The 12,556-nt window shown below is 36.2% G+C and carries 14 protein-coding genes; 6 read left to right on the forward strand and 8 right to left on the reverse strand.

Annotated features, from left to right (window positions below; genetic code table 11):
• Nucleotides 1-54: 54 nt before the first annotated feature.
• On the reverse strand, nt 55-483 hold the full coding sequence (locus DRF65_RS03800) for a DoxX family protein (protein WP_115968914.1): 429 nt from the start codon (nt 481-483) through the stop codon (nt 55-57).
• A 67-nt stretch (nt 484-550) separates the two neighbouring features.
• Nucleotides 551-1,426: a GTPase Era gene (era, locus tag DRF65_RS03805; protein ID WP_068943071.1), complete on the reverse strand. Its 876-nt coding sequence runs from the start codon at nt 1,424-1,426 to the stop codon at nt 551-553.
• A 367-nt stretch (nt 1,427-1,793) separates the two neighbouring features.
• Here era and DRF65_RS03810 point away from each other — a divergent pair, with 367 nt between their 5' ends.
• Nucleotides 1,794-2,357 (forward strand): Crp/Fnr family transcriptional regulator, encoded by a 564-nt coding sequence (locus DRF65_RS03810; RefSeq protein ID WP_115968915.1) that lies wholly within the window; start codon nt 1,794-1,796, stop codon nt 2,355-2,357.
• Between the two features lie 561 nt (nt 2,358-2,918).
• The gene (locus DRF65_RS03815; protein WP_115968916.1) at nt 2,919-3,251 is read left to right on the forward strand and encodes a DMT family transporter; all 333 of its coding nucleotides are present in this window, start codon (nt 2,919-2,921) and stop codon (nt 3,249-3,251) included.
• 132 nt (nt 3,252-3,383) lie between these two features.
• On the opposite strand, the gene DRF65_RS03820 is transcribed toward DRF65_RS03815, so the two are convergent.
• From DRF65_RS03820 to DRF65_RS03845, 6 genes are all read right to left on the reverse strand, one after another.
• Nucleotides 3,384-4,151, reverse strand: coding sequence for a class I SAM-dependent methyltransferase (locus DRF65_RS03820; RefSeq protein ID WP_115968917.1), 768 nt, complete (start codon nt 4,149-4,151; stop codon nt 3,384-3,386).
• Nucleotides 4,151-4,960 (reverse strand): type I methionyl aminopeptidase, encoded by an 810-nt coding sequence (map, locus tag DRF65_RS03825; RefSeq protein WP_115968918.1) that lies wholly within the window; start codon nt 4,958-4,960, stop codon nt 4,151-4,153. The genes DRF65_RS03820 and map overlap by 1 nt, the downstream gene beginning before the upstream one ends.
• Before the next feature lie 84 nt (nt 4,961-5,044).
• The gene (locus tag DRF65_RS03830) at nt 5,045-5,476 is read right to left on the reverse strand and encodes a BT0820 family HAD-type phosphatase (protein WP_115968919.1); all 432 of its coding nucleotides are present in this window, start codon (nt 5,474-5,476) and stop codon (nt 5,045-5,047) included.
• 99 nt (nt 5,477-5,575) lie between these two features.
• A complete protein-coding gene (locus tag DRF65_RS03835) occupies nt 5,576-6,553 on the reverse strand; it encodes an acyl-ACP desaturase (RefSeq protein ID WP_115968920.1) in 978 nt (325 codons plus the stop codon).
• 149 nt (nt 6,554-6,702) lie between these two features.
• Nucleotides 6,703-8,244, reverse strand: a complete 1,542-nt coding sequence (gene gpmI, locus DRF65_RS03840) for a 2,3-bisphosphoglycerate-independent phosphoglycerate mutase (RefSeq protein ID WP_115968921.1) — start codon at nt 8,242-8,244, stop codon at nt 6,703-6,705.
• A gap of 230 nt (nt 8,245-8,474) precedes the next feature.
• A complete protein-coding gene (locus DRF65_RS03845; protein ID WP_115968922.1) occupies nt 8,475-9,404 on the reverse strand; it encodes a DUF2268 domain-containing putative Zn-dependent protease in 930 nt (309 codons plus the stop codon).
• A 133-nt stretch (nt 9,405-9,537) separates the two neighbouring features.
• On the opposite strand from DRF65_RS03845, the gene DRF65_RS03850 reads away from it, so the two are divergent.
• From DRF65_RS03850 to DRF65_RS03865, 4 genes are all read left to right on the forward strand, one after another.
• Complete coding sequence (locus DRF65_RS03850; RefSeq protein ID WP_115968923.1) at nt 9,538-10,365, forward strand: helix-turn-helix domain-containing protein; 828 nt, start codon at nt 9,538-9,540, stop codon at nt 10,363-10,365.
• A gap of 108 nt (nt 10,366-10,473) precedes the next feature.
• Entirely contained in the window at nt 10,474-11,034 is a 561-nt protein-coding gene (locus tag DRF65_RS03855) for a sugar O-acetyltransferase (RefSeq protein ID WP_115968924.1), read from the forward strand.
• Between the two features lie 92 nt (nt 11,035-11,126).
• Nucleotides 11,127-12,086, forward strand: coding sequence for an alpha/beta hydrolase (locus DRF65_RS03860; protein ID WP_228438497.1), 960 nt, complete (start codon nt 11,127-11,129; stop codon nt 12,084-12,086).
• A gap of 9 nt (nt 12,087-12,095) precedes the next feature.
• Nucleotides 12,096-12,554: a cyclophilin-like fold protein gene (locus tag DRF65_RS03865; protein WP_115968926.1), complete on the forward strand. Its 459-nt coding sequence runs from the start codon at nt 12,096-12,098 to the stop codon at nt 12,552-12,554.
• The last annotated feature ends 2 nt before the right edge of the window (nt 12,555-12,556 follow it).

Raw genomic sequence — 12,556 nt, forward strand, 5'->3', positions numbered from 1 at the left:
TCCAATAAAAAAGAGCATCCGAAGATGCTCTTTTGATTATATATTGTAATGTTTTTACCAGTCTGAAGCTCTTTTTCTTCTCTCAATCAAATGATCAACAGAAACTTTTCCGGCTCCTGTCATCATCAGAAGAAGGTATACCGAAAGATAAATAAGGCTCATTTCTCTTTTTTCAAAAGGATCTGCTCCATGAACTACAAATCCGGCAATGATCATTGTAAAGATCAGGAAACCTAAGGAAACCCTTGTGAAAAGCCCTAATATCAGCAGAATTGAACAAACAAATTCTGCAAGTACTGTAAGAACCAGAGTAATCTGAGGTCCCATGCCAAGAAAATCAAAGAATTCGATTTTTCCACCTGCCAACAACATTTGTAGTTTCGGGTATCCGTGAGATAGCATTGCAAAACCCGCAAATACTCTTACTACTAATAAAATAATATCTTTAGGTATTGAGCTCGAATTTGAATTATTATAGTTCATCTACTAAAAAATTTAGACTAAGGTAATAAAAATCTTTTAATACAAGGGGCTTTACAGCATTTTTAGTCTATCTGTAGCCAAAATTCTTAAGGTCTCTATCGTTCTTTCTCCAATCTTTTTTCACCTTAACAAATAAATTTAAGTGAATTTTCTTGGAAAAGAACTTCTCCAGGTCTAATCTTGCTTCTGTTCCTACTTTTTTGATAGCTTCTCCTTTATGTCCGATAATGATTCCTTTTTGGGTATCTCTTTCCACATAAATAATAGAGTCAATGAAGATAATTCCTTCTTTTTCTTTGAACTGCTCCGTCACTACTTCCACAGAATATGGAATTTCCTTATCATAGTTTAAAAGGATTTTCTCACGGATTGCTTCATTTACGAAGAACCTTTCTGGTTTATCTGTATACTGATCCTTATCATAATAAGGTGGATTTTCAGGCAATAAAGATTTTAGTTTAGGTAAAATAACCTCAGTATTAAAGGCATTCAGAGCAGAAATAGGAAGTATTTCCGCTTTTGGAATCCTATTATGCCAGGTTTCTACTAATGTTTCAAGGCCTGCCTGATCAGTCTGATCTACTTTATTTAATAGTAAAAGTACAGGAACAGGGATTTTATTTAATTTATCAATTAAAAATTCGGAAGGTTCAGCTTTATCGGTTACATCAACGATAAACAGGAATACATCCGCATCCTGTAGGGAATCTTTTACAAAATCCATCATCTTCTCCTGCAATCCGTATTTTGGATCCAATACTCCGGGAGTATCTGAAAATACAATCTGAAGGTCCTCTTCATTATAAATACCAAAAATTCGGTGACGGGTTGTCTGGGCTTTCTGCGTTACAATCGCCAGTTTCTCTCCCATTAATTGGTTGAGTAGTGTCGATTTTCCGGCATTGGGCTTTCCAACTATATTTACAAATCCAGCTTTGTGCATAAAAATAATATTACGAACTGCAAAGTTAGTAAAACAAAATTGGTCTTTACGGTTAATCTCAATATTTAAAAGAAAAAAGAGAGTTATTTGTTTTTATATTATTTTACTAAGAAGAATTATATGGTATGATATGATAAAAAGATCCGCGGTTTCTAAAACATTCTATTTATCATCCTGTAAAGATCTAAACAATTTAACATTATTCAAATACTTTGTAGAGACTGCTGTCGAAAGATAAACCTTACCGCAATACCCGTCATAATCTTTTCTTTATCCGGCAGCTGATATATTTCTCACAAAAACCATAAAATAATTTTGTATCGCATTACTTAAAACTGATACTTTTGAATATTAGAATTCATCTTTTATGAATATAGACCAGATTCTTGACCAGATTTATATCCTTCCGGAGTCCTCCAAAAATAGCTTAAAAGCATATATAACCGAAGTTTCACACCCGAAAGGGTATTGTCTGATGGAAGCTGATAAGGTAATTCCCTATGTCTATTTTATAAGGAAAGGAATTGCCCGTGCCTATTCTTCCACTTCTGATAATGATATTACATTCTGGTTTGGAAGTGAAGGTCAATGCGTCCTTTCTATGAAAAGCTATGTGGAAGACAAACCGGGTTATGAAAGCATTGAATTACTGGAAGACTGTGATCTGTACAGACTGGAAACAGATAATCTCAAAAAGCTGTTTAATGAAGATATTCATATTGCCAACTGGGGAAGAAAACTGGCTGAAGCAGAAATGATAAAATCTGAAGAACTGATTATTTCAAGACAATTCAAAACGTCTCTGGAGCGATACAAAGATATTATCCAGTATCAACCTGATCTGCTTAAAAGAGTTCAGCTTGGGCATATTGCGTCCTATCTTGGAATTACACAGGTGAGTTTGAGCAGAATCCGGGCGGAGATTAAATAATTTATGTGTTTGAGGATGGAAGCTGGAAGAGGGAGGATGGAAGTTTATGGTAGTCTGTAAAGACACCTCTATTTTATTAATTGATCTAAAGGTCATTTTAAGTTTTGGCTAAAGCCGAAGGAATGGTTATTTATATTGAGAGCGGACTAAAGTCCGCTCCTATTGATATTATATACTACATGATCTCAATATTGATGATTATTTATTGAAATAAAAGGAAGCAGTAATAGCTTTTATCTAAAAAGCTCTCATTAGTTAAGCAACAGAATTACCACTCATTCCAACTGCCATAACTTCCCTCTCCCAGCTTCCTATCAAAAAGACCCCTATTGATTAAACATCAGAACATCACCCATTCCAACTACCATAACCTCCCGCTTCCAGCTTCCCTTCAAATAATAACTCCATTAATTAAACATCAGAACATCCCCTATTCCAACTACCATAAACTTCTCTCTCCCAGCCTCCAGCTTCCCTCTTATATAAAACATCATTTTTTAACAATTGTAAAATGTTTTCTCCATTCAAATCCTGAAATTTGCAGTAGAAAAATTTTAAAAAATGAATTGGATAATATTAGTTATCGCAGGATTATTTGAGGTTGCCTTTGCCTCTTGTTTAGGAAAGGCAAAAGAGACATCAGGAACGGAAATGTATCTTTGGTATACCGGTTTTCTGATAACGATGACTATCAGTATGCTTCTTCTGATTAAAGCTACACAAACGTTACCTATTGGAACTGCTTATGCGGTATGGACAGGAATTGGAGCGGTAGGAACTGCTTTAATGGGAATCATCTTCTTTAAAGACCCTGTAAGCTTCTGGAGAGTATTCTTTATTATGACTCTTATTGGTTCTGTTGTAGGATTAAAAGCTGTGTCTTCATCACACTAAGATAAAAATATAAACTTCTATCTATATTTAAAAATGAAACCGCCTTCGATATGAAGACGGTTTTGTTTTTTGATTATATTTCAGGATACTTTGCAGCCTTAGCTTTGTTTGTATCCATATTTATATTTCTTATTATTTTTTGAAGACTAAAGGTAAGATTTCATTGCTTCTCAACCCGTACTTCTTTATTTCTTCTTCAGAAAATTTCTGCGAATAGAAGTTCGCATCTGTTTCAAAGCCGACTTTTTTTAAACGGTCAAAATAATCCATTCCGTACCAACGAACGTGATCATATTGGCCAAAATGTTTCTGGCGTTCCTTTGGATCTTTGATGGTAAAATCTTCATAGGTTTTTTCCAGTGAATTTTTCATCGGAACCTGAAGGATTCCCCATCCACCTGGCTTCATTACTCTGTATAGTTCACTCATTGCTTTTGCATCATCTTCAATGTGTTCCAGAACGTGGTTACAGAAAATTATATCAAAACTGTTATCCTCAAAAGGTAAATCAAGAATATCGGCTTTCACATCAACAATGGGAGAATATAAATCTGCTGATATATAATTCAGATTGCTCATTCTCTTGAATTTCCTTAAAAATTCCTGTTCGGGAGCAATATGCAGAACTTTATAACTTTTAATGAAGAAATCGGTTTCATTCTGAAGATACAGCCACATCTGGCGGTGTCTCTCCAGACTTAGGGTTCCCGGAGAAAGGGCATTTTCCCTTTGCTTCCCGTACCCATAAGGCAGAAACTTTCGGTAAGATCTTCCATCGATAGGATCATAAAACTGATCTCCTTTGAAAAACTGATAAATAAGCGGTCTTGCCCAGATGCTCATTTTAATAAGCATCGGACGTGGAATTTTGTTCAGTAAAAGCTTAGTTATCTTTTTCATTAAAAGTCCAGTTGGAAAGCTTTTTCTTCATCACTTACAATCCCTAATGCTTCATACACATAATCAAATGTGGAAAGCAATACCGGCTTACCATTGATTACTGCTACATCATGCTCGAAGTGTGCAGAAGGAAGGTTATCTAAAGTCGTTACCGTCCAGCCATCGCTGTGGAACTTTACTTTTTCTGTTCCAAGGTTGATCATAGGTTCAATAGCAATTGCCAAACCGTCTTTAATCACCTTTCCACTTCCCTGTTTTCCATAGTTAGGAACCTGAGGATCTTCATGCATCTGTCTTCCCAAACCATGTCCTACCAATTCTTTTACCACTCCGTATCCTTCTTTTTCACAATGTTTCTGGATAGCATTAGAAATATCTCCGATTCTTTTTCCTCTTACACACTGCTCAATACCTTTATAAAGAGATTCTTTAGCAACTTTCAATAGTTTTTTAACCTCTGGTTTTACTTCTCCGATCTCGAAAGTATAAGCGTGGTCTCCCACAAATCCGTTAAGGATTACTCCGCAGTCTACGGAAAGAACGTCTCCTTCTTTTACCACTTCATTATTCGGGAAGCCGTGAACTACCTGCTCATTCGGAGAGATACACAGAGAATTCGGGAAACCTCCATATCCTAAGAATGCAGGGTGGGCACCATGATCTTTAATAAAATCGTGTGCTAACTTATCTAAATATAAAGTCGTAATTCCCGGTTTAATTTCTTTTGCCAACATACCCAATGTTTTAGAAACCAATCGGGCGCTCTCCTTCATCAGACGCAGTTCGTCTATTGTTTTTAATTGAATCATTGTATTAATTTACCAATGTATTAATATATCAGTGTAACAATATGATTGCTCAATCGGTGCACTGTTAAATTGTTATTTTTTATTCTACCAGAAAAGGCCTTTTTTCTTTTCTTTTTTAAGTTTTGAATAGGCTAAAACTTCTTTTCCTTCTACACGGAATTCTATTCTTTCCTGAATGATATTATAGATTTCACCCCATCCAGGGAATCCGCCTAAATTTCTATCATCAATGAACCAGTCTGCATCCAACTTTCTGGATTGGTTTTCAGAATCGAAAACTTCTCCTTCGAAACTTGAGTTCACTGCATAAAATTCTACTCCATTCTTTTTGCAGAATTCTATTGCATCTTCTAATGTTTCTCCGTGTCTGTATGTCCAAAGAATAAGCCTGTATCCCTCTGCCTGCAATCTTTTCAAGGTCTCGAAAGCGAAGATCTTTGCCTTCCCAATCCCCGGATAAGCATCATCAACAATAGTTCCGTCAAAGTCAACAGCAATCTTTTTATTATTTAACATTTTGTTCTTTTTTTAGCTTTGCAAAGATAAGAAATAAAAAAGAGTGCCAAAAAGAAAGGCACTCAATACTTTTATAATTTAAAATAATAATATGGGCTACTAGCTCTTAACCCAGTTAAACTGGAACTGAAGATCCGGAGTAGAAACTCTGTCGGTAATCTTCTGTAGTCTTCCAGGAAGCTTCATCAGGTATTCCTGAGCTTTTTCAGCTTTTTCTGTAAGACCTTTTACGTGCTCAATCTTCCATTCATCTAACAAATCTTTCATAATATTGATATAATCCTGACCGGTATATACCATACATCTTTGTGCTGCATCTGAGAAATGTCCCCAAAGTTCACCTGCTTTCTGTCCTGACTGTCTCATCAGGTGAGCTGGCATTACGATCTTCTTACGCATCATATCTTCGAAGGCAAGAATCATTTCTGATGGATCTACTTCAAGGATTTTAGCTACGAAATGCTTGTAAGCTTTTGCGTGTCTTGCTTCATCAGCAGCAATTACACCACACATTTTAGCTAACTTTCCGTTTCCGGACTGTTTAGACAATGTGCCTACTCTTCTGTGAGAGATATTGGTTGCTGTTTCCTGGAAACTTGTATAAATGAAGTTTCTGTATGGATCCATGCTTGTTCCCAAGTCGAATCCATCATTAATAAGATATTGAGTGGTAATTTCTACCTCTCTCATATTTACTCTACCGCATAGGTAAAGGTATTTATTTAATAAGTCTCCGTGTCTGTTCTCTTCTGCAGTCCAAGCTCTTACCCAGTTTGCCCAGCCTACTTTTTCTTCCTGATTAATTCCGTCAACACCCATTAACCAAGATTCATAAGAAGGAAGAGCTTCTTCCGTAATACAGTCTCCAATCAATGTTACAAAAAGATCGTAAGGCATTTCACGGGCAAAAGTCTGAATTTCTTCCAGATCATGTTTAAATTCTTCGCTTGAAGGGTCTGGTAAATAATCAGAAGGCTGCCAAATTTTTTCAATTGGAGTTAAAAATTTATCAAGAAAAGAACCTACTTCCTTTTCCAATAATCCCATTACTTCTTTCCTAACAAGCTTTTGATACATTTTTATATTCAGTTTTAATTAACAAAGATATGATTTATTTATTATTTAGCGCATAATAAAGTATGCAACTCATACTTTATCTGACATAAATCATAAAAAAATGCCGATATATAGATATAACGGCATTTTTTTAACAATATTATTGAATTTTAGCTAACTAAAATATCTCCTGTCATTGCATTTGGTATTTCAACCCCCATTACATTAAGGATTGTAGGGGCTACATCCCCCAATTTACCGGGCTTTAAGCTCCATGTATGATCTTTATCCATCACAATAAAAGGAACCAGATTTGTTGAGTGCTGGGTATTAGGAGTGCCATCAGGATTCAGCATAACATCTGAATTTCCGTGGTCTGCCAGAATGAACACTGCATATCCGTTTTCATAAGCAGCAGTGGCTACTTTTTCGATGCATGCGTCTACTGTTTCTGCAGCTTTTACTGCAGCTTCAAATACTCCTGTATGTCCTACCATATCTGTATTGGCGAAATTCAGACATACAAAATCTGCTGTACCCTGCTCCAGTTCAGGAACAATGGCATTGGTTATATCGTATGCTGACATTTCAGGTTTTAAATCATAGGTAGGAACGTCTTTTGGACTTGGGCACAATAATCTTTTCTCCCCATTGTATTCCTCTTCCCTTCCCCCTGAGAAGAAGAATGTAACGTGGGGATATTTTTCGGTTTCAGCAATTCTGATCTGAGTTTTCCCATTCTTCTCCAAAACTTCACCCATTGTTTCCGTTAAAATATTCTCATCAAAAACAACCTGAACATTCTGGAATGTTTTATCGTAGTTGGTTAACGTAATATAGTTAAGGTTCAATTTTTTCATTGAATATTCCGGGAAATCCTTTTGGGAAAGAACTTCTGTAATTTCTCTTCCTCTGTCTGTACGGAAGTTGAAGCAGATCACTACATCATTATCAATAATTTTTGCTACCGGTACAATGTTTCCTGTAGCTGTTGTATTCATTAAGATGACAGGTTTCAGAAATTCATCCGTTACCTTATTGTCATAAGAAGCTCGGATAGATGCCAATGCATCTGTACTCTGCTCTCCTACTCCTTCTACAAGAGCATCATAAGCCAGCTTTACACGCTCCCATCTCTTATCTCTGTCCATTGCGTAATACCTTCCTACGATGGTAGCCAGTTTTCCGGTGGTTGCTTCCATATGGTCCTGAAGTTCTTCAATGAAACCTAAACCGGAATGCGGATCACAGTCTCTTCCATCAGTGAATGCATGTACAAATACATTTTCATTCAAACCGAATTCTTTTGCAGCAGTCAGTAAACCTTTTAGGTGATTGATATGTGAGTGTACTCCTCCATTGGAAACCAATCCGATGAAATGTATTTTTTTATTTTCTTTTTTAGCGTATTCGAAAGCATCCTGGATCACTTTTTCCTGTCCCAGTGTTCCGTTTTCAACAGCCATATTCAGTTTTACCAGATTTTGATAAACAACTCTTCCGGCTCCAAGGTTCATATGTCCTACTTCGGAATTTCCCATCTGTCCCGCAGGAAGACCAACAGCCAGGCCGCTTGCTTCAAGGGTTGTGTGTGGAAATTTTTGATAACAGCTATCTATAAATGGTGTATTTGCTTTGTCTATGGCAGAAACTTCAGGGTTTGTTCCCAGTCCCCATCCGTCAAGGATTGCTAATATTGCTTTTTTTGACATTTTGTAAAACTTTAGTACACAAATTTACCTAATTTCCGATGAATAGAAGAATTTGAAACCTTGAAATTTCTTTCTAATCATCTATTCCGAGTAAAAAGAAAAAAACAGTGAACGATTTTATGTTCCCACAGATCCCACGGATTTACACGGATGTTTATGGATAGGAAAATCGGAGATTTTCAAAAAACCTATGTATGATTACAAAGGCTTTCATTCTAATTTAAGAGAAATTATTCTTTAAAAAAGTCTTCGAACTTCATATTGTTTTTCTTTGTGTATTCTTTGATATAGGAATCTAAGAAGCCACTTTCTTTTAAGAACAATAAAGGATCGTTAATATTTAAAATATCCCAAATTGCTTTATGCTTATCTGTCTGTTTATTGAAATAGGCTTCAGAAATTTTATATCCCATCCAATATCCGAGGTCATTGGGACGGTCATCTTTTTTAGTGGTCCCGTAAAGCCAATCCATGGGACTGCTTGTTTTTAATACTGTTACAAATTCTCTGTATAATTTGTCAGAATGAGCCTCACCATACTGATAAAACGGACTGTTATTAGTTTCTCCTGAAACCAGCTCACTGATAAAATCTGCACTCCCTTCCATAAGGCAATATTTCAGCAAATTATCTTTCCCTTTAATATCCTGCTGAAAATGAACCTGCTCATGGGAAATAAGGCCTACAATGCCATCCAGATTTCTAAGGTTTTCAGTTCCGATCATCACACCGTCTTTGGAAAATGTACCTCCGGCATTGAATCTTCCGTATACAAAATAGATGGGTGGAAATTTAGCTTCAGGATACCAGTACTTCATTCCTGCGTAAATGGACCGGATTCTTTTTTCTTTTTGTTTTAACCCTGATAAAACATTGCGGCTTTCCAGGTAATCTGCTTTTCTCTTTTTTACCATTGTGTATAAAGAGTCTGCATTGATGATTCTGTTTTCTGTGAAGCCCTTCACTCCGGGAGAACCATTTTTCATATAGTCTATGAATGGATTTTGTTTTGAGGTATCCATTTTATCAAATGCTTTCCAGAAGTTTTCGGTATCTTTTGTTTCAAAAATAGCATTCAATGGATCTGTGGAAAAACCGGCTTGAGCGTTTGTCATCCCGAAAGCTAAAAGTAAAGCAGGAAGAATGTAGTGGGTCTTCATATTAGTTTTTAATGTTAACGATTTAAAATATGAAAAATTGTACGCATTAATATAAAATAATAATTGAGCTGCACAGCAAAATCACCTCATTACAAAAACCTTACATTTGTATAACAATGAATACTATAGAAATATGGAAACACAGACAGACAACACATTAGAAACTATAAGTTATTCAGGTATATTTCTTTCCTGCTTTTCTGAACATGGTATACATTGTGTTCATTCTAAGCCAGAGCATGTTTTGGTTTACCTTTACTCCGGTGAGCAAGTGATTGAAGACAGAAACAGGAAAATAAAACTAAAGGCAGGTGACTGTGCTTTTATCCGAAGAGATCATCGTTTAAAAATGTATAAAAACAGCCAGGGTAACAATCTGTATAGTGGTATTTCATTGGTATTTCAACGTAATGTGTTGCGTGATTTTTATAGCAAGATCAATACATCAGAAATTCCAAGGGACATTAATGTTTCTGATAAAAAAGTGTTTAAGTTAAAGTCTACACCGGCTATTGAAAGCCTTTTCCAATCACTTACCCCTTATTTTGACAGCAATATTCAGCCAACTGAAAGCATCGTACACCTTAAGTTGCTTGAAGGAATTTATGCCTTGCTCAGCAACAACGAATTACTTTATCCCATCCTTTTTGATTTCGCCGAACCATGGAAGATTGATCTTCTCGAGTTTCTCAATAATAATTATATGGATGATCTGAATATGGAACAGATTGCATCACTCACTGGGCGAAGCCTAGCTACATTCAAAAGGGATTTCAAAAAGATCAGCAGCCTGCCTCCTCAGAAATGGCTGATAAAAAAACGCCTTGAAATGGCCTATGTAAAACTAAAAGAAGAAAAGAAAAAGGTACAAGACGTTTATATGGAAGTTGGATTCAGAAATCTCTCCCACTTCTCCACTGCTTTTAAAAAACAATATGGTGTACCACCAACAGAAATATAAGGACAAGGTCTAAAAACGAGCTTTACAGAAAAAGTAGTTTGAGCCTCACAGCAAAACAGCAGTGAGGCTTTATCTTTAATTTTGCAGGGTTAGTAAATTAATAAAACAATGCAGACACAAGATATTTTTGAAAGGTTACGAAACGGAAAAACCATTCCGGCCAACGATCCTGAAGCTCATAAAATGCTGGAACAATCTTTTTCGACAAAAAAACTGCTTATTCAGATGAACAACACTTCTGATCCTGACGAAGTGAGAGATTTGCTAGGCCAAATAACAGCTTCTGAGATTGACAAAAGCACCCATATATTTACTCCACTTTACATCAACTATGGAAAACATACCAGAATTGGAAAGAATGTATTTATCAATTTTGATTGTACCTTCCTAGATTTAGGAGGAATTACAATTGAGGACAATGTACTGATTGCTCCCAAAGTCAGTTTATTGTCTGAAGGACATCCTGTTTCATCTGAAGACAGGCACTCTTTAATGGTTGGATCTATTCACATTAAAAAAAATGCATGGATTGGGGCAAATGCAACTATTTTACCCGGGGTAACCATTGGTGAAAACTCAATAGTTGCTGCCGGTGCAGTAGTTTCAAAAGATGTTCCGGACAACACTATTGCTGGGGGGATTCCCGCGAAAACAATTAAACAGATCTAAGACATACTATGAAAAAAATAATAAGCCTGTGTATTATATTTCTAGCCATGGGACAAGTATTTGCACAAGACAAGAAATCAAAAATTCAAAAAATGAATACAGCGGAACATTATACTTTTATAGTAAGTGACAAGGTAACCCGTCAGAAGGTAAGGTTTAAGAACCGTTATGGAATAATTCTTACAGGCGATCTCTATCTTCCTAAATACCACAGTAAGGAATTATTACCAGCAATTGCCATCAGTGGGCCATTTGGAGCTGTAAAGGAACAATCATCAGGACTATATGCCAATCAGATGGCAGAGCGTGGATTTATCACGCTGGCATTTGATCCTTCCTATACCGGTGAAAGCGGTGGTGAGCCCCGCAATGTAGCATCTCCCGACATCAATACTGAAGATTTTAGTGCTGCAGTAGATTTTCTGGGCATTCAAAGAAATATTGACCGAAATAAGGTAGGAATCATAGGAATCTGTGGTTTTGGTGGTTTTGCTCTGAATGCTGCGGCTATAGACAAACGTGTAAAAGCTGTTGCTGTTACAAGCATGTATGATATGTCAAGAGTAATGTCAAAGGGATATTATGATGCTATGACACCTGAACAACGAAATAAAACATTAGAACAGTTGGGAGAACAGCGCTGGAAAGATGCTGAAGAAGGAGTTTTTCATGCCGGAAGCTTACTGAATGCTGAAAAACTGAAAGGTGATGAGCCACAATTTGTAAAAGACTATTACGATTATTACAGAACTTCAAGAGGATTTCACGAACGTTCCCTAAATTCTACCGGTGCGTGGAATGCTACAAATGCAGTGTCTTTTATGAACATACCTCTCCTCACTTATATTAAAGAAATAGCACCCAGACCACTTCTGATAATTGCCGGAGAAAAAGCCCATTCCCGTTATTTCAGTGAAGATGCATTCAAAATGGCTGCTGAACCTAAAGAACTGGTGATTATTCCTAATGCCGTTCATGTAGATTTATATGATAAAACGAATCTTATTCCTTTTGATAAACTGGAAGCTTTTTTTAAGGATAATTTAAAATAAAAAACAGCTATGAGACCATTATTTTTAATGATTTCAGTTTGCATATCAATGGTTCTGTACAGCGTCTCATCCTCTCTTCAAAATGTAAATAACCCTGAAAATACTTCTCCAGTGACAAACGACACCATTAAAATAAAAGTTGGCTCACAGGTTTTCACCGCTACCCTTTTAGATCATTATCCGGCAAAAGCATTTAAAGAAATGTTACCATTAACGATAGCTATGACTGAACTCAACGGAAATGAAAAGTATAGTGATCTACCGAAAAATCTTCCAACAAATATGGAGCGTCCTAAGACTATAAAAAATGGTGACCTGATGTTATATGGATCACAAACACTGGTATTATTTTATAAAGCTATTCCAACTTCCTACAGCTATACAAGACTGGGCACCATAAATAATACAACCGGCTTAACAACAGCACTGGGATCCGAAAACATATCTGTTACTTTTGAAGCAGAATAATT

Origin of the sequence: Chryseobacterium pennae, from assembly GCF_003385515.1 — a bacterium.
Classification (GTDB): domain Bacteria; phylum Bacteroidota; class Bacteroidia; order Flavobacteriales; family Weeksellaceae; genus Chryseobacterium; species Chryseobacterium pennae.

Coding starts and splice junctions, on each gene's coding strand:
- map (WP_115968918.1), bottom strand. CDS start 4,960: ATGATTCAATTAAAAACAATAGACGAACTGCGTCTGATGAAGGAGAGC.
- DRF65_RS03800 (WP_115968914.1), bottom strand. CDS start 483: ATGAACTATAATAATTCAAATTCGAGCTCAATACCTAAAGATATTATT.
- DRF65_RS03830 (WP_115968919.1), bottom strand. CDS start 5,476: ATGTTAAATAATAAAAAGATTGCTGTTGACTTTGACGGAACTATTGTT.
- DRF65_RS03860 (WP_228438497.1), top strand. CDS start 11,127: ATGAATACAGCGGAACATTATACTTTTATAGTAAGTGACAAGGTAACC.
- DRF65_RS03815 (WP_115968916.1), top strand. CDS start 2,919: ATGAATTGGATAATATTAGTTATCGCAGGATTATTTGAGGTTGCCTTT.
- DRF65_RS03835 (WP_115968920.1), bottom strand. CDS start 6,553: ATGTATCAAAAGCTTGTTAGGAAAGAAGTAATGGGATTATTGGAAAAG.
- DRF65_RS03865 (WP_115968926.1), top strand. CDS start 12,096: ATGAGACCATTATTTTTAATGATTTCAGTTTGCATATCAATGGTTCTG.
- DRF65_RS03810 (WP_115968915.1), top strand. CDS start 1,794: ATGAATATAGACCAGATTCTTGACCAGATTTATATCCTTCCGGAGTCC.
- DRF65_RS03845 (WP_115968922.1), bottom strand. CDS start 9,404: ATGAAGACCCACTACATTCTTCCTGCTTTACTTTTAGCTTTCGGGATG.
- era (WP_068943071.1), bottom strand. CDS start 1,426: ATGCACAAAGCTGGATTTGTAAATATAGTTGGAAAGCCCAATGCCGGA.
- DRF65_RS03820 (WP_115968917.1), bottom strand. CDS start 4,151: ATGAAAAAGATAACTAAGCTTTTACTGAACAAAATTCCACGTCCGATG.
- gpmI (WP_115968921.1), bottom strand. CDS start 8,244: ATGTCAAAAAAAGCAATATTAGCAATCCTTGACGGATGGGGACTGGGA.
- DRF65_RS03850 (WP_115968923.1), top strand. CDS start 9,538: ATGGAAACACAGACAGACAACACATTAGAAACTATAAGTTATTCAGGT.
- DRF65_RS03855 (WP_115968924.1), top strand. CDS start 10,474: ATGCAGACACAAGATATTTTTGAAAGGTTACGAAACGGAAAAACCATT.